We start from the raw sequence: 16,181 nt of genomic DNA, 5'->3' as shown, positions 1-16,181 counted from the left end.
CGGCTCGCGGGCGTACCGACGACTTAGGAGCATTGACACTGATCAAGCTTTCGGGCACACTTTCCGCAGTCGCCTCAGCGCAGACGGTGAGCCCCTTGCAGTAAGCGTGCTTCGAGCAGGACACATAGATCGGGCCGCGTCCTCACAATGGTCGTGAGGGATGCGTAAAACCTTGTAAGAGCATCTGGTCGTCGGTGGGTCCTTCGCCTGCCGGGCACTTTCGCGTGCCCGCGTGACTGCGTGGCGGAGTTCTGCCAATCGTGCGTAGCGGTCTCGACTCTCCTCTGAAGGCCGGGTGTCGTATTCGTGGCCGAGGCGGTTGATCCAGGCCCAGATCGCGAGTTCGCCCGTTCGTTTTTCCATGAATCGGAGATCTAGTGCGCATCGCCTTTCTCACCACGACTCAGCATGGCCACCTCAACCCGTACATTCCGGTGGTCAGTGCGCTCCAGGCCGCCGGCAATGAGGTTGTGCTGCTGCTGTTGTCTGCGGACGGTGGCGGGCTCGGTGAGCAGCGTCGCCAGGCCCTGGGCGCGGCGGAGGTCCACATGGTCGGGGAGGTCCAGATGGCGCCGTGGAGCGACGACCCGGCAAAGATCGGTCCGATGCTCGAGTCGTCACCGGTGGCGGGCCAGGTGGCTGATGCGCTGCGGGCGACGGCGCCGGACTTCACGCTACTCGATTCGCTGCCGGTACTGGCGGCAGCGATGGCCGGGGCGCAGGCATCCGGTGTGCCGTACGGGATGATATGGGCAAACCTGGGCGGAGTATGCCCAAGGGAGCGTCGGCAAGGTCGCTGGCCGTACGACGAGCAGGTTGGCGACTACCTGACCAGGCGCGGAGTGTTGTGGTCGACCCGGACTCATTCGGCGCGTTCGCCGATTCTCAATCTCATGCCGACGATTCCCTCGCTCGTCGGGGATGAAGCGGTCACCGACGACGGTGTGCAGCTGGTCGGGTTGCCGGGTGCGGCAGGAAAGCGCGGCGACGAGGTCGCCTTTCCCGGCCTGGAGGAGATCGACCCCGGCCGGCCGCTGGTGTTCGTCTCCTTCGGCACGATCTTCTTCAGGCGGCCCGGCCTCCTCCGCACGGTGATCATGGGGGCGGTGAAGACCGGTGCGCAGGTGATCGCCTCAGTGGGAGATCTCGCTGAGGAACTCGCGCTGCCCGCTGACGTGCTTACCGCCCCGTACGTGCCACAACGTGAGGTGCTTCAGCGCGCCGATGCGTTCATCACCCACGGCGGCTACAACTCGGTGGCGGAGTCGGTCCGGGCGGCGACACCAATGCTGGTGATCCCGCTGGCTGTGGATCAGCCTATTCAGGCGCACTTCGTAGAAACCGCGGGCTTCGGGACGGCATTGGAGCCGGCCGACGTCACACAACAGGCGGTCGCTGACGCTGTCACCAATCTGCTTGATCCCGGCCGGGACTACCGGGCGCGGCTGCGCGCGGCGCAGCCCGAGTGCGGCGATTCCGCCGCGCGCACGGCAGAACTGGTCATCAGCATGGGCGAGAAGCTACCGCGAAAGGGGGAGCAGTGACGATAGAACTGCAGCGGCCGGTGGGCGATCGGATCGTCTTCGATGATCTTGACAGTTTCTCATTCCGGGTGGACCGCCGGGCCTATACGGACGACGACGTGGCCGCACAGGAGATGACCAAGATCTTCGATCGCTGCTGGTTGTACGTCGGGCACGAATCGGAGGTGCCCGCGCCGGGCTCCTACGTGTCACGTGACGTCGGAGGGCGCCCGGTGGTCATGGCGCGCGGCTCCGACGGGGTGATTCGGGTGTTTGCCAACAGCTGCCCGCACCGCGGGGCTCTGATCTGCTCGCAGTCAGCCGGGCAGGCCAGATCGTTCCGGTGCCCGTACCACGACTGGACATTCTCCAACCGGGGTGACCTGGTCGGAGTTCCGCTCCCGGACGGGTACGGTCCAGGCTTCCGGAAGTCCGACTTCGGCCTGTCGCGGCACCGGAGCGACAGTTACCGGGGTTTCGTGTTCGCGACCTTCGATCCTGAGCAGCCACGCACCTTGACCGAGCATCTGGCGGGCGCGACGGAGTACCTCGATCTGATCGCCGACCAGTCCGAAGTGGGAATGGAGGTGATCCAAGGTGCGCAATTGCACGGGGCTCGGGCCAACTGGAAGCTCATGATGGAGAACAGCGTCGACATCTACCACTTCCGCGCCCTGCACAAGCGTTACGTGAGCTACATCGAGTCGCTTGGGACGATGGCACCGCGACGACGAGGCGGCTTCGCCCGCGCTCTCGGACGGGGGCATGGCGCCAATGAGCTGGTACCGGCGGCAGCCCGACCGCTCGCCTACTGGACGCCGATGTTCCCACCCGAGGTCAGGTCACGGATGGAGGCGACGGCCGCACGGTTCGTCGAACGGTTCGGCGCCGAACGCGCTCAACGGATCACCGGCGCCAATCGGGCGTTGATGATCTTCCCGAATCTGATGATCATCGACGCGATCGGGATCACCATCCGCAAGATCGACCCGGTCGGCGCCGGCCAGATGTCCATAACCTCAGTCGCGCTGGCCCCCAAGGACGAGGATCCGGACATCCGGGAACTGCGTAAGAGTCACTACCTGACCTTCCTCGGTCCCGCCGGCTTCGCCACCCCCGACGACATCGAGATCATCGAGTCCTGTCAACGGGGCTACCTCAATCGCACGCTCCGCTACTCCGACCTGTCACGCGGAATGGCCAAGGATGTCCCCGAGACCACCGACGAACTTCCGGCCCGCGAGTTCTGGCGGCAGTGGGACCGGCTGATGCACGACGGCGACGACGACCACGAGGAAGCTCACCACGTCACTCAGCGGGCCGAGAGGCAAGGGGCGCAACGGCGATGACCACCGACACGATCAACACCGAGCCGGCGGTCGACGAGACGGCCCGGATGCGGCTGTGGCACCGGGTGAGCCAGTTCCTCTTCCGTGAGGCGCGGCTGCTCGACGAGTGGCGCCTGCGCGAGTGGTACGACGAGATGCTGACCGACGACATCCGCTACCTGGTGCCGGCTACCGACGTCCGGGGCGAGTCGACCGATGCGCTCGGGCTCATCGACGACAACGCCGCCCGGCTGCGCCAGCGGATCGAGCAACTTCTCAACGGCGAGGTGTGGTGCGAGAATCCCCGGTCGCGGACGAATCGGATGATCAGCAACGTGGAGATCCTGGCTGATCGGGGCAAGCACCTCGATGTGACGGCGAATGTCGTCGTGTACCGGTTCGGGCACGGGCGCTCTGACTCCTACGTCGGAAAATGTCGGCTCGAACTCGCCGTCGAGGGCGAGTCGTTCCGGGTCCGGAGACGTCTCGTGGTGCTCGACCACGAGAGTCTCTTCGAACACGGAAAGCTCAGCGTCATCCTCTGAGACCTGACAGGGGCACGGCCCCCCCCACACAGCCTTGGCGCAGCCGTGGGTCTGGTTCTGGCTGCGCCGTACCGCTGCTCGTCGCCTTCGTGGCGTCGTAGGGATTCACCACTGTCCGACAGGCCACCTGGCAACACGAAGGAGTGATCGATGGACCAGTCGCTTGCCCGACATGAGCGGGGTGAGGCCATGTTCAAGCACGTCTTCGGCCGTGCACCCCGCCCAGGCTCCTACCCCGACTTCCTCCAGCTCACCATCGATCACCTGTTCGGTGAGATCTGGACCCGACCGCACCTGAGCGTCGAGGAGCGCGAGTTGATCGCGCTGACCGCGGTCACCCTGGCCCGTACCGACTGGGAGCTGCGCGGCCACATCGGCGCCGCCCTGCACCTCGGGATGCCACGGGAGAAGATCGTCGAAATCATCATCCAGCTCGCCTACTACGGGGGCTGGCCGGTCGCCAACAACGGGCTGCGCATCGCCCAAGAGGTGTTCGCCGAGCTCGACGCTGGCAAGGACACCGACCATGACCAGTGACCCTGCTCCCCTCGACCCCGCCGTCAAGGTCGATCTCTGGCGCCAGCGGTTCTTCGAGGCCCAGGCGGCCGCCGAAGAGTTCATCCTCGGCGTGCACGGCGATGAGGGCGTGTCCGCGTGGATCCAGGCGAACTCGCGCATCACTGCGGACCTCCTGCAATCGCAGCGGCCCGCCGGAGAGTCTGCCACCGTCCACTTCATGACCCGGCTGCAGCGCCAACTGCTGCTCTACGACTCGGCAGTGACCAGCGAGCCCCAGCCCTCTGGCACCGTCCTGCGCAACGCCGAGTGTGGGATCCTGCGGTACCGCAAACAGGCCGCCGGCGCCGGCGTCAAACTGACTTTCGCATCACCATGTCCGTACTGTCAGGAACTCAACACCGCCATCGCCGCCCGCTACGTCGAATCGGACGTCACGGTGTCGTGCGAACAGTCAGGCGACGGATGCACCTGGCGCGCGGAATCCCGTCACGCTCCAGGGGACGGCGCGACCGGGTCACCTGACCGCGGCGGAACCGTAGATTAGACCGACAGCAGCGGCGTCGGTCGTCGACTGTCGGGCCGGCGGTTCGACATCGAACTTCTGACAACTTGTTGCCCGGCTTCCCACGTCGGGAATTCCGGCTTCTGATCTGGAATGGAGACCGCCGTTGAAGGCATCAGCCATTGTGCCGGCATTCAACTCGTCCGTGCTGCTGGACAGATGCCTTCGCACGTTCCGTGCACAGAAGCTGGCTGCCTCCGATTCCCTCGAAGTGCTCGTCGTCGATGATGGATCGACCGACCCGACAGCAGAAACGGTGCAGCGTCACATGATAGCCGACCCCCGGCTCCGCTACCTGCATCTGCCTCGGTCCGCGACGTCGTCCAGAAGTGCCGCAAGAAATCGCGGTGCAGAAGAGGCGACCGGCGACATCCTGATTTTTGTCGATGGCGATCAACTGGTTCCGCCCACCTTCGTCGATCGGCATCTTCGCCACTACCGCGTCATGAGCGAGAAGAAGGCCGTCATCGGCTTCAGAAAATACCTGCGGGCTCCGGATGCGTTCGACGATCGCTTCATCAAGGACGGCGCCGAGGAATTCCTTGGCAGCTTGATCAAGAGCGACATCAGACTGGACCTGCTGAGTCGCCTGAGCGATCTCGGTGGCGATCTGAGGACATCGTGGCATCTGTTCTTCACCTGCAACGTCTCTGTTCCGAGCGTCGACTACAAGCGCGTCGGTGGGTTCAACGAGGAATTTCGGGGATGGGGCCTGGAGGATTCCGAGTTGGGGTACAGGCTGGGGCGCTCCGGTACGCAGATCGTCTTCGACGAAGAGAGCTTCGCCTACCATCAAGGGCCACCCCTGAGCCCCAACAAGCCTGTCTACGAGGGCTGGCTGAAGAACTTGAGCCTGTTCATCGCGCTGCACAAGGAAGCTCCCGAGGTGATCCTGCAGGCCATGCTTGCGCCAATCTTCAACCCCGCGGTCGGCGCCAACTGGACCGATCTCTACGAGCAGTTCGAGATGTGCGCAAGGTCGACCCCCGCAGCCTTTCCCGGGTCACGTGTCGAGGTTGAGGACGACTTTCCTGCTCCTGTCGCGTAGGCAGAGCTGGAGACGGTTCCGACACGCTTCGGTGAACGCCCATGCCTACACCTCCCTACGTCACTAGATTGATGAAGTCGCATACCCCAACCGAAGTCGTCGATGTTGCCGGCCTCGGTCGGCACGTCACGTGCAGGGCTCTGCCATGCGCCGATAGGGTTCACAGCCGCACGGGAGGCGCCTGATGGTGACGATGCACGAGAAATCTGTGTGGGCGGAATTTGTTCACGGCCACAGGGCGCGCCTTGACGGGCGAATGAGAATCCTGCACCTGGTGCCCAATGCCGGTTGGCCGCTGGTTTCGTCCGCCGTGATGATCCAGATCGCCGCAGGGATCCTGCCGGTCGCGTTCATCCTCGCCACCTCAGCCGTGGTCGCCCGAGTGCCCGACGCCGTAGCCGGCGGGCTCGGGTCGGTGGCCTGGAGCGATCTTCGGACCAACCTCGTCCTCGCGGCGGCCGCGTTCTTCGGAGTGCAGCTGCTGCTGCCGGTACAGGAACTGCTCGGCAACCTGATCCGCCGTCGCCTCGACGATCTCGTCCGTGACCGGTTGATGGCGGCCTCCCAAGCGAGCGGCGGCGTGGCCGTGATGGAGGATCCAGAGCTGCTCGATCACGTCGCCGATGCCAAGGACCGGCTGCGGACCGAAATGTGGTCGCCGGGTGCCGCGGGCGCCGGTCAGATCGCGCTGATCTCGCGGTACCTACAGACCGTGCTCGCCGCTGGGATCACGTCGGTCGCCTTCGTGTGGTGGGCCGGGCCAGCTCTGCTCGTCGCGGCCCTGACGATCCGCTTCGGCTACCGCCTCGGCCTGTCGGTGTTCACGGAGGTCTTCCGGAGCACCGCCCGGCTGCGGCGCCGCAGCGAATATCTCCGCACCATGCTGCTCCAGCCCGCGGCGGCGAAGGAGTTGCGGGTCTTCGGCCTTCTACCTTGGTTGCAGCAGGAGTACACGTCGGCCGCCATGGACGCCGTGCTCCCGGTCTGGCGGGCCCGACGTCGGCTGTTCTACGGTCCGTACATTCTCTATGTTCTTGTCGCTTTCGTGCTGCTGGGCGCGCTGCTGACGGAAGCGGCTCAGGCAACGGCAGCCGGACTGCTCGGCTTGGGCGGGTTGATACTCGTGTTCCAGGCGTCCCTGGCCGCCATGAGGATCGGCGGGTTCATCGCCGAGTCCGATGTGGCGACCGAGCAGGGCCTCAATGCCTACCGGTCGGTGGAGCGGATCGAGAGGATGAGCGAAGCCGACGCCCGCGCCACCGAGAGCGGCAGGGGTGATCCGGCTGGACTGCCCAGGACGGTGCTGAGATTCGACAAGGTGTCCTTCGCCTACCCGGGCGGGCCACCGGTGCTGAACGACCTTGACCTCACCATCGAGGCCGGCCGTTCGCTGGCGATCGTCGGCCTCAACGGCGCAGGCAAGACCACCCTCGTGAAACTGTTGGCCCGGCTCTACGAGCCGACGGCCGGGGCGATCACCGCTGACGGCGTAGACATCCGGACCTTCCCGGCCACGGCGTGGCAGCGCCGGGTTGCGGCGATCTTCCAGGACTTCACCCACTTCGAGTTGCCAGTGCGCGACAACGTCGCCTTCGGCGCGATCGAGATGCTCACCGAGCCGGAGCGTGCCGACAAGGCGGTCCGGGCTGCCCTGGAGAAGGCCGGCGCGACGGATTTCGTCAGTCATCTCCCCCGCGGCCTGGAGACTCCACTGTCGCGGCGATACGCCGGCGGCGCCGAGCTGTCCGGCGGGCAGTGGCAGCGCATCGCGATCGCCCGCGCTCTCGTCGCCGTCGAGGGTGGCGCCAGCATTCTCGTCCTCGACGAGCCAACCGCCAACCTGGACGTGCGGTCGGAGGTGGCGTTCTTCGAGCGGTTCCTCGACCTGACCCGGGGAGTCACCAGCGTGGTCATCTCGCACCGGTTCTCCACGGTGCGCCGTGCCGACCGGATCGTCGTGCTGGAACACGGTCGCGTCGTCGAGGAAGGCACCCACGAAGAGCTGCTCGCCCTCGACGGTCGCTACGCGGAGCTGTTTCGGCTCCAGGCTGCGCGGTTCACCGAGGAAGAGGGAGAAGGCAGTGAATAGAATGCCGCGCAGTGTCGGCGCGACGCTGGCCTCGGCGTGGCGGCTCAGCCCGGGAAGGCTGATCACCGCCGCCCTGTTGATGATGCTCGGCGCCGTGAGTGGACCCCTGCTGGCGCTCTTTCTGGGTGTGGCAGTCGACGCGGCCCTCGACCGGCGGACCGATGTCGCGGTCTGGACAGCGGCGGCCGCCGCCGTGAGTGTCCTACTCAGCTTGACGATGGAGCACTTCGCTCACATCTTCTTCTTCGAGCTCGGTGATCTGCACAAGCAGGATACCGAGCGTCAGCTCGGCGACCTGGCGCACGGGCCGGTCGGGCTGGCGCTGCACGAACGGCGGGACGCCGCAGATCGCTTCGAGCTGCTCCGACAGCAGTCGTGGACGCTGAGTCAGAGCGTGCAGACCGTCCTGACGATCGGGGTGCTACTCACCCAGATCACCCTGACCGCTGTGCTGCTCGCCCGCATCGAGCCGTGGCTGCTCCTGCTGCCGGTCTTCGGTGTCCCCCCGCTGATCGCCGGGCGGCTGGCCGAGAAGCGGCTGGAACATGCCGAACTCGCGACCGCCGAGTCGACCCGCATGAGCTGGCACCTGTTCGATCTGGCCCTCAGCTCGATCGCTGCCAAGGAGATTCGGCTCTTCGGGCTCGGCGGAGAGCTCCGCCGCCGCCACGGGGTGGTCCGCCGCGAGGTGGACAGCCGCTTGCGCCGGGCTGAATGTGCCGGCGCGGCCCTGCGGTTCACCGGTCAGCTGATCTTCGCGCTCGGGTACATCGGCTCCATCGTCCTGGTCGTCCGCGCCGCTATCAGCGGCGAGCGTACCGTCGGCGACGTCGTCCTCGCCATCACGCTGGCCGTGCAGACCAACGCGCAAGCTGCCGGCGCCGTCGCGCTCGCCCAGGCGCTGCAACGCAACGCCCGCGCCTTCGGCTGGTTGAGCTGGATCCGCGACGCCACGCCGCCGGAACCCGGCCCGCCGGCTGACCAGACACCGCCCGCCGTCCTCACCGACGGCATCGAGCTGCGTGACGTCGCGTTCCGCTACCCGGGCACCAATACCGACGTGCTGCAAGGCCTCAGCCTGCGCATCCCTTCCGGCACGATCGTGGCCATCGTCGGCGACAACGGTGCCGGCAAGTCCACCCTGGTCAAGCTGCTCTGCCAGTTCTACCGGCCGACCGCAGGCGAGATCACCATAGATGGCGCCGATCTGCGGCGGCTCGACCCGCTGGGATGGCGCCGACGGATCTCCGCCAGCTTCCAGGACTACATCCGGCTGGAGCTGCGGGCCAGAAGCAGCGTCGGCCTCGGTGACCTGCCTCGACTCGACGAACCAGGCGTGGTGGAGCGGGCGGTCCGGCGAGCAGACGCGCAGGAGGTGATCGACCGGCTGCCGATCGGCCTGGAGACCTACCTGGGCAAGTCCTACGACAACGGCGCTGAACTGTCGGGCGGGCAGTGGCAGCGCATCGCGTTGAGCCGGTCGATGATGCGCGACGATCCGCTGCTGCTGTTGCTCGACGAGCCCGCCGCCGCCCTGGACCCGCTGACCGAGCATGCCTTGTTCGATCGGTACTCCGACGCGGCGCGTGACGTGGGGATCCGTACCGGCGGCGTCACGGTCTTCGTGTCACACCGGTTCTCGACCGTCCGGATGGCTGACTTGATCCTGGTCGTGTCGGGCGGGCGGATCGCAGAGTCCGGCAGCCACGACGAGCTTCTGGCGCTCAACGGGATGTACGCCGAGTTCTTCAGCATGCAGGCGGCCGCATACCGCTGATCGTCGAGACTTCGCAGGTGTCGCCGTGCGCGGGGAGGAGGAGGGTGAGGTTCCCCCGGGTCGCCGGAGGGTGTGGTCTGCCCCGGATTCCTGCGCATGCGGACCGTCGGGCCCAGCCTCGTCGGGCTCGCGATGAACGCCTTCGTCACATTCAGCGTCAACCCCACGCAGCTCGGACAGGCCGGCGAACTGCTCGCCGCGCACCCCGCCGTACTCATGATCTCCGCGACGACCGGCGACCGGAACCTGTGCGGCGAGATCGCGCTGGAGAGCGACGCCGCCCTCTACGAGTTCCTCTCCGGCACCATCGGCCAACTCCCCGGCCTCCAGCACGCGGACGTGGCCGTCGCCCTGCGTTCCGTCAAGCGGGCGGGCATGATCCTGCCGCCCGCGCCTTGAGGTAGGCCGTCGGAGCGTGGCGGAGGCTACGGGAACGGGTGCGGGTGCGGGTTGATCTCCTCCGGGGTCAGCGGGGCGTCCCGGTAGCCGAGCCGCACCGGCAGGTCGCGTAGCCGGGGCAGGTCGACGCGCCGGTTGCGGTGCCCGAACGCCATCGGCAGCAGCCCCGGGACGATGACCTTGACGCAGGTCAGGTCCGCCTTGGCCTGTTCCAGGGCCGTCTGGTCGACCACCACCACGTCGAGACCGTCGCGGAGATAGCGGTCGACCACGCCGGTCAGGTCGTCGAGCAGGTCGTCGGCCGGCCGGTAGCGCTCGGCGGCGGGGAACGCCTGCGCCATCGACAGGATCTCGTCGCGCTCGTAGAGGAAACCGAAGCGGTGCCAGCTCTCGGGTGCGGCGGCCACCAGCATGTGATCCTCCATCCGCAGCACGAGATCCGGGTCGGCGACCAGGCTCGGCGCGGTGATGTCCTCGGCGACCATGTCCCGGGTGGCGTCGGCGACGCTGGCCAGCTCGACGAGCCCCGCCCACAGCGCCCGCTCGGGGTCGAGATGGGCGCCGGCACCGCAGAACGTCTTGGGCTGGCCCGGCCGGCCCTCCTCGTCGACGAGCATCAGCCACAGGGCCGGGATTCCCTCCGGCATGGTGATGTCGAAGACGTGCAGCCGGCTGCCGGTGGTGCGCTCCAGCCACCGTACGAGCAGCCGGGCCATCGGGTCGGCGGAGGTCATCGGGTCGACCCGGGGCACCGGCAACCGGGCGAACCAGGTCGCCAGGAAGGCGTCGCGCTCGGCCACCTCGAAGATGCCGTGCAGGATCGCCTCCTCCATCGTCCCACCGAGGGCGCAGCCGTTCGAGCTCTCCACGCCGAACATGGTCTGGTGGGAGCCGTAGTAGGCGAAGCTCTCCGGCACCAGCACGGGACCGCCGCGCCGGAACGAGTAGCCGTACACCCACTCCACCGGCAGGTCCGGGTGGTAGCGGACCGACTTGTGGCTCGGTGGCCGCTCGGGCAGTCCGAGGGTCACAGGGTCGACGGCCCGGTCCGGTCCCAGCTCGCGGAAGGAGGCGATGACGCTGGTCCGCCTGGTCCGGGGCAGGGTGCCGCCGAGACGTTCCAGCGCCTCGGCGATGGCGACGGACACGCTGGCCGGGTAGCTGAACGTCCGGCCGTAGCCGGCCAGCTCCGTGCAGCAGGCGGGGCCGCCGATCGCCGCGGCGAGGATCATCGGGTGGTGGTGGTAGACGGTCATCGTCGAGATCAGACCGGTCTCGCCGTCGACCATCAGGTCCAGCAGCCGCTCGTGCTCGTCGGCAAGACTGCGTGCCCGGTACTCGTCGGGCCGGGGCTTGGGCCGGGACACCAGGGCCAGGCCGCCCGCCGCCGGGCTGTCGTCCGGCAGGTGGCCGCAGAGTGAGCACTCCGGGTCGGCGATGAACCGGTGCCGGCTGATGCGCAGGGTCGCGGTGTCCACCTCCAGCACGGCCCCGGCGCTCCGGGGGACCGCGCCAGCGCCCGCGCGGGCCAGCTCGTCGGCGACCAGGGCGGCCACGACGGACCGGACCGGCGACGCGAGTACGGGTGGGGGCGCCTGCGCCGTGCCGTCGTAGAGGGCCTCCCACAGCGCCGAGCGCTGCGGGGTGCCGGTGACCCGGGCCCGGCCCTCCCGGATCCGGACACAGTGGTGGCAGCCCGGAGTGCCGGCCCTGGTGTAGGGGCCGATCCGGACCCCGCGCGGGGTCGGGTAGACCGGCAGGAAGTCACGCCCGTCCCGGTACGCCCCGGTCGCGGCGGCGAGCACCCGGTCGGCCTCCGTCCGGTCGACCACAACGAGCTCGATGCCCGGCGCGGTGCGCGGATCGACGCTCGCGGCCACCGCCCGGTGCAGGTCGCCCTCGCCGCTCAGCCGCAGCCCCGGTTCCGTCGTGTGGGTCATCGAACTCCTCCGGTGCCGTCGGTCAGGGTGGCCTCGACCACGAACGGAAGCACGCCCCGCAGGGCCGGCAGTGCGTCGACGGGGCGGAGCAGGAGCCGCCGACCACCTGCCGCGAGCCCCTTGAGCAGCACCTCCAGGTCGCCGTCCCAGGTGCCGGCGCCGGCGTCCGGCCCGACGTCGGCGCCGTGCGGGCCACGGCCGGTGAGGATGGCGGCGGCAGCCTGGGTGGCGAGGTCCCACGCCACCTGGACATCGGTGGCGCAGGCATGCGCCAGCCAGCGCTCGTCGGTCCCGACGAACACCGTCGGCACGTCGGACGCGGAGCGCCAGGCGTGCAGCTCGTGGCCCAGGACGGCCATGTCATCGGCGAGCTGCCGGGCGGCCGCCGGCCACCGGTCCCGTCCGCCGTCCCCGGCGGCCTGCCCGGGCTCGGCCTGCCCTGGCTCGGGCGGCCCGTCCGCCGTGGCGTGCGCCAGCCGGAGCGCCGCCCGGCCCTGGGCCTCGGCCCAGCTGAGGCCGCCGGCCACGACGACCGGGTACGACGCCACTACAGCCGCCGGCACGGCGACCCCGGCCAGTGGGTCCCACCACCCGTCGTCGGCCTGGGCGGCCGGCGGTTCGACTTCGGCGGTCGCCGTGCCGGCCCCGGCGGCCCGCGTTCCGCGCCCGGTCGCGACGGCCTCCGCGGCAAGCAGTTCGAGCCCGGCGACCGTGGCCCGCACGAGGGCCTGCCGGCGGCTCCTGCCGACGGCGGTGACGACCCGGGGGCCCCCTCCGTCGCCGGTCAGGTCGGCGACGGTCGCCGCCAGGCAGCTCACCGACAACTGGGAGTGCTCGCCGGTGCCCACCTCGACGACCGGGCCGAGCCGCCGGTCGATCAGCGTCGTCACCCGGCTGGCGAACATGTCCGGGTCGAGCGGCGATCGGCCCGCCATCCGGGTCACCCGCTCGGCGAGCCCGCCCGGGGCGTCCCGCCCCGCGCAGGTGCCGCACCGGGGGTGGATACCGAGCAGGTGCTCGCTGGTCTCCCCGGAGGCCAGGTCGACGTGGGTCATGGTGTTCGCCCCGGCACCCGCTGCGCCGACCGCGCCCCGGAAGTAGGCGAAGCCCAGGACCGCACCGAGCAGCGTCTCCATCGGCCCGTTCAGCAGCTCCGACCGCCGGTCCGTCCGGTCGTGCACGGCGAGGACGCCGCCGGTGGGGCCAGCGCTGTGCGCCGCGCGTATGCCGCACTCCCAGCAGCCGGCGACGACACCGCCGCTGGTCGGCCCGACCCACGCGGCGTCGCCGACGGGTACCGCGTGCAGCGCCGGGATCCCGGCGGCGCGGGCCGCCCGGGTCACGGCCAGCGCCCGGCCCGCCAGCTCGTGGCCGGTGCAGTGCAGCACCGCGTCGAACCCGCCGAACGTCGCCGCCAGCGCCACCTCGGACCCGGGCCCCGCCGTGTCGTCGGGGACCTGCCGCAGCGTGACGGTCGGGTCGCCGTCGCGGCAGCGGTCCAGGATCCGCCGGTACGCCTCGTCGCCGGCCGGCTCCTCGCCGGTATCCATCACCGTCGCCGCTCGCAGCCCCAGGTCGAACAGGGTCTGCACCAGGCTGTGCAGGGCCGCTCCGGCGCCGACGACAAGCACCCGGGAGTTGCGGAAGCCCTCGAAGCGGTGCGCGGGGGCGTCGGCGACGTGCTCGGCGTACATGATCGCCTGCCGGTACCGGTCGAGCTCCCAGTCCTGCAACCCGTGCGGCGGCTCGGCATCCAGGTCCCGGGCGATGCCGCGACGGACGAGCATGGTCACCATGTCGGCGACGACGCGCTGCTGGGCCGGCGGCAGGCCGGAGGTGAGCGACTCCACCGTACGGCTGCCGTCCAGGTGCGGGGCGAGCTGCTGGACCAGGCGGTACGCGGCACCGCCGCTGAGCTCGGTGCTGCCCCGGCCGGTCTCCAGGTAGACGCCGTTCTCGACCGGCACGTAGAGCAGGTCGTCGCGCAGTTTCGCCCTCATGTCGTCTCCTCCTGGTGCAGGTGTCCCATCCGGACCATGACCGACCGGCCGGTGTCGGTGAAAGCCTGGCGACCGTGCAGGTAGCGGGAGTTGTCGACGACCAGCACGTCACCGGCCTGCCACGGCACCGCGACGGTCAGCTCGCGCGCGGCCTCCGCCGCGACCGACAGCAGGTCCGCAGGGACCGGTCCGCCCGCTGCCGTGCGCACCCGCAGCCGCTGGTCGTGGTACTCGTCCTCACCGGGCCGGCTGATGAACAGCGAGTTGCAGAACGCCGGGACGCCGCCGAACCGCGTGGGCGGGGTGCACCGGGTGCCGAAGCCGGTGACCAGCGCGGTCGCGGTGGCGCGGATGTGCACCGACTCCCACGGCCGCAGGTACGGCTCCCACTGCCGCAGCGCCGTCCGGACGGTGGTCGGGTCGTCCGTGCCGAACGCCCGCTGCCATTCGCCGGTGGGCAGGACGTTCTCCCAGACGATCTCCAGCCGCTCGAACGCGGCCCGCGTCCCGGCCGGCAGCGCGCCGAGCAGGGCGACGCCGTCGCACAGCGTGGTGCGGCCCGCGTCGGCCGCCGGCCGCTCGCACAGGAAGGTGATCAGGTCGGGAGAGCCGGGGGCGTACGACGCCTCCCGGTGCAGCGGCATGCCCCTGGTGCCCCGGGTGACCGTCGTGGTCGTCCGGTCGTCGCCGATGACGTCGCGTTCCTGGTGGAAGCCGCCCGCGTACGCGACGGGCGCCATCAACGCGTCGCCGAGCGCCACGAAGGTGTCCCGTCGCCACCCGCCATCGCGCAGCAGCACCGCCCCGTGCTCGACGACCGCCGCCAGGACGTCCGCCGGTTCCCGCGTACCGGTGAGCACCGGCACCTGGTCGTCACGCATCCGCACTTCCCTCCGTGAACGCCACGGCCAGCGAGCCGGCCCGTGGTCTCGGTACGCCGACCAGCAGTTGCAGCAGGGGCACCGCGCCGGCCGGCAGCCCCAGCAGGGCGGTGGCGGCCCCGACGTCGAAGCCGCCCATCGGGCGGGTGGCCGCCCCGACGGTCTGCGCGGCCAGCGCGGCGAGCTGCACCGCCGCGCCGGTACGCAGGTACAGGTCCCGCAGTGCGAGGGGATCGAGGCGGTCGATCGGCGGCTGGCCCCCGGCCACGACGAAGAGACTGGCGCCGGCCGTGCTCATCGCGGTGTCCAGCGGGTTGTGGACCCGGCTCGGGGCGCCGTCGTGAGCGGTCGACGGGCACAGCAGGTGCCGGTCCCGGTCGTACCGGTAGGCGCCCGGCGCCAGTCCCTCCACCTGGCTGACCAGGCACCACAGGGCGGGATGGTGCGGGTGCCCGGTCAGCTCGGCCAGCGCGCCGCCGGGCCGGCGGCCCCCCGCGTACGCGAGGATGCCGGCGAGCTGGGCGACGGTCAGGCCCGGCGCGAGGTCGTTGGCCGACGCCCGGTGGGCGGCGGCGGCGCGGGACGGCGCGGCCGGTGGCGGCAACGCGACGGACGACGACGGCCCCGGCCCGGCGGGCACCGGTGGTGCGACGGCGTCGGCCGACGGAACTCGCGGCACGGGCCGGGCACCGGCCCGGACCGCCCGGTGCAGGGCGGTGACGGCGGGGTCGGCCGTAGCCAGGTTGTGCCGGTCGCCGTCCAGCCCGACCGGCGTCGGGGGCACGAAGGCCGACGGCGACGGGCTGACGCCGGCGCCCCCACCGCAACGGCTCACCGGCAGCTCGACGACGGCGACGACGGTCTCCAACTCACCGGGCAGTCCGAGCAGGTCCTCGGCGGTGCTCGGGTCGGCGGCCAGGTGGAGCCGCCCGGCCAGCGGCGACCCGGCGAGCTGACCCAACAGGACGCCGCTGTCCATCATCGCGAGCTGGTAGCCGAAGGCCCGGTACTTGCCGGCGTTCTTGAAGGCGCGGCAGGTCACCACCAGCGCGTGGCGCGGCTCCGGACCGGCGGCACCGAGCAGGCGGTCCAGGCCGGCACCCGAGTCTCCGGGGTGGAGCAGTTCCAGGGCGTGGTGGACGGGGTCGTGGTGGTAGACCCCGGCGGGCAGCTCGGCGGTGCCGGCCCAGACGACGTACAGCTCGGCGGCGTGGAACGCGCCCCCGGAGGGCACCGCGCGCCGGGACGTGAACCACGCGGGCAGCAGCCGCGCCTGCTCGGGAAGGGCGGTGGGCCGCCCGCTCATCGCGGCGAAGGCGGCGTTGGTGATCAGCTCCAGCCGGCGGGGCGCGTACCCCAGCAGCAGCGCGCTGAGCCGGTCGACGCCGGTCGGTCCGAGCGGCGGCGCCCCCGGCCCCGGCCAGCGCAGCTGCCATCGCCGGCTGCCCGGATACCGTTTGCCGCCCGGCGGCGGGTAGGTCGCGGGCGCGGCGCCCGACTGCGCCGCGACCGCCCTCAGGTAGGCGGCGACGACGCCCGTCGTCTCCCCTGCCGGTTCCGTGCCCGCCAC

Annotated in this window: 13 protein-coding genes; 9 read left to right on the top strand and 4 right to left on the bottom strand. The window is 70.1% G+C overall.

Annotated elements, in window-relative coordinates; genetic code table 11:
* Positions 1-377 precede the first annotated feature (377 nt).
* The 9 genes from AC0OO9_RS20775 to AC0OO9_RS20735 all read left to right on the top strand — a co-directional run bounded on the left by AC0OO9_RS20775 (position 378) and on the right by AC0OO9_RS20735 (position 9,790).
* On the top strand, positions 378-1,544 hold the full coding sequence (locus AC0OO9_RS20775) for a nucleotide disphospho-sugar-binding domain-containing protein (RefSeq protein WP_484511727.1): 1,167 nt from the start codon (positions 378-380) through the stop codon (positions 1,542-1,544).
* A complete protein-coding gene (locus AC0OO9_RS20770; RefSeq protein ID WP_484511725.1) occupies positions 1,541-2,872 on the top strand; it encodes an aromatic ring-hydroxylating oxygenase subunit alpha in 1,332 nt (443 codons plus the stop codon). The genes AC0OO9_RS20775 and AC0OO9_RS20770 overlap by 4 nt, the downstream gene beginning before the upstream one ends.
* Positions 2,869-3,396 carry an aromatic-ring-hydroxylating dioxygenase subunit beta gene (locus AC0OO9_RS20765; protein WP_484511723.1) on the top strand — a complete coding sequence of 176 codons (528 nt, stop codon included), beginning with the start codon at positions 2,869-2,871 and terminating at the stop codon, positions 3,394-3,396. Before AC0OO9_RS20770 ends, AC0OO9_RS20765 begins: the two co-directional genes overlap by 4 nt.
* A gap of 150 nt (positions 3,397-3,546) precedes the next feature.
* Positions 3,547-3,933, top strand: a complete 387-nt coding sequence (locus AC0OO9_RS20760) for a carboxymuconolactone decarboxylase family protein (protein WP_484511721.1) — start codon at positions 3,547-3,549, stop codon at positions 3,931-3,933.
* On the top strand, positions 3,923-4,459 hold the full coding sequence (locus AC0OO9_RS20755) for a hypothetical protein (protein ID WP_484511720.1): 537 nt from the start codon (positions 3,923-3,925) through the stop codon (positions 4,457-4,459). Before AC0OO9_RS20760 ends, AC0OO9_RS20755 begins: the two co-directional genes overlap by 11 nt.
* A gap of 124 nt (positions 4,460-4,583) precedes the next feature.
* Positions 4,584-5,525, top strand: a complete 942-nt coding sequence (locus AC0OO9_RS20750; RefSeq protein ID WP_484511718.1) for a glycosyltransferase family 2 protein — start codon at positions 4,584-4,586, stop codon at positions 5,523-5,525.
* A 184-nt stretch (positions 5,526-5,709) separates the two neighbouring features.
* On the top strand, positions 5,710-7,614 hold the full coding sequence (locus tag AC0OO9_RS20745; protein WP_484511716.1) for an ABC transporter ATP-binding protein: 1,905 nt from the start codon (positions 5,710-5,712) through the stop codon (positions 7,612-7,614).
* 1 nt (position 7,615) lies between these two features.
* Positions 7,616-9,391 carry an ABC transporter ATP-binding protein gene (locus tag AC0OO9_RS20740; protein ID WP_484511714.1) on the top strand — a complete coding sequence of 592 codons (1,776 nt, stop codon included), beginning with the start codon at positions 7,616-7,618 and terminating at the stop codon, positions 9,389-9,391.
* Between the two features lie 96 nt (positions 9,392-9,487).
* Entirely contained in the window at positions 9,488-9,790 is a 303-nt protein-coding gene (locus AC0OO9_RS20735) for an Lrp/AsnC family transcriptional regulator (RefSeq protein WP_484511713.1), read from the top strand.
* Between the two features lie 26 nt (positions 9,791-9,816).
* On the opposite strand, the gene AC0OO9_RS20730 is transcribed toward AC0OO9_RS20735, so the two are convergent.
* Genes AC0OO9_RS20730 through AC0OO9_RS20715 form a run of 4 tightly spaced genes read right to left on the bottom strand, consistent with a single transcriptional unit; the run spans position 9,817 to position 16,181 of the window.
* Positions 9,817-11,730, bottom strand: a complete 1,914-nt coding sequence (locus AC0OO9_RS20730) for a TOMM precursor leader peptide-binding protein (protein WP_484511711.1) — start codon at positions 11,728-11,730, stop codon at positions 9,817-9,819.
* Positions 11,727-13,730 (bottom strand): hypothetical protein, encoded by a 2,004-nt coding sequence (locus tag AC0OO9_RS20725; protein WP_484511709.1) that lies wholly within the window; start codon positions 13,728-13,730, stop codon positions 11,727-11,729. Before AC0OO9_RS20725 ends, AC0OO9_RS20730 begins: the two co-directional genes overlap by 4 nt.
* Positions 13,727-14,611 (bottom strand): TauD/TfdA family dioxygenase, encoded by an 885-nt coding sequence (locus AC0OO9_RS20720; RefSeq protein ID WP_484511708.1) that lies wholly within the window; start codon positions 14,609-14,611, stop codon positions 13,727-13,729. Before AC0OO9_RS20720 ends, AC0OO9_RS20725 begins: the two co-directional genes overlap by 4 nt.
* A complete protein-coding gene (locus tag AC0OO9_RS20715; RefSeq protein WP_484511707.1) occupies positions 14,604-16,181 on the bottom strand; it encodes a hypothetical protein in 1,578 nt (525 codons plus the stop codon). The genes AC0OO9_RS20720 and AC0OO9_RS20715 overlap by 8 nt, the downstream gene beginning before the upstream one ends.

Source organism: Micromonospora sp. USAFONa4, from assembly GCF_057197825.1.
This window is presented reverse-complemented; position numbering and strand designations above follow the sequence as displayed.

What these genes read in the sequence shown, in the direction of transcription:
- AC0OO9_RS20755 (WP_484511720.1), top strand. Translation starts at nt 3,923, where the DNA reads ATGACCAGTGACCCTGCTCCCCTCGACCCCGCCGTCAAGGTCGATCTC.
- AC0OO9_RS20740 (WP_484511714.1), top strand. Translation starts at nt 7,616, where the DNA reads ATGCCGCGCAGTGTCGGCGCGACGCTGGCCTCGGCGTGGCGGCTCAGC.
- AC0OO9_RS20730 (WP_484511711.1), bottom strand. Translation starts at nt 11,730, where the DNA reads ATGACCCACACGACGGAACCGGGGCTGCGGCTGAGCGGCGAGGGCGAC.
- AC0OO9_RS20735 (WP_484511713.1), top strand. Translation starts at nt 9,488, where the DNA reads ATGCGGACCGTCGGGCCCAGCCTCGTCGGGCTCGCGATGAACGCCTTC.
- AC0OO9_RS20720 (WP_484511708.1), bottom strand. Translation starts at nt 14,611, where the DNA reads ATGCGTGACGACCAGGTGCCGGTGCTCACCGGTACGCGGGAACCGGCG.
- AC0OO9_RS20725 (WP_484511709.1), bottom strand. Translation starts at nt 13,730, where the DNA reads ATGAGGGCGAAACTGCGCGACGACCTGCTCTACGTGCCGGTCGAGAAC.
- AC0OO9_RS20765 (WP_484511723.1), top strand. Translation starts at nt 2,869, where the DNA reads ATGACCACCGACACGATCAACACCGAGCCGGCGGTCGACGAGACGGCC.
- AC0OO9_RS20760 (WP_484511721.1), top strand. Translation starts at nt 3,547, where the DNA reads ATGGACCAGTCGCTTGCCCGACATGAGCGGGGTGAGGCCATGTTCAAG.
- AC0OO9_RS20745 (WP_484511716.1), top strand. Translation starts at nt 5,710, where the DNA reads ATGGTGACGATGCACGAGAAATCTGTGTGGGCGGAATTTGTTCACGGC.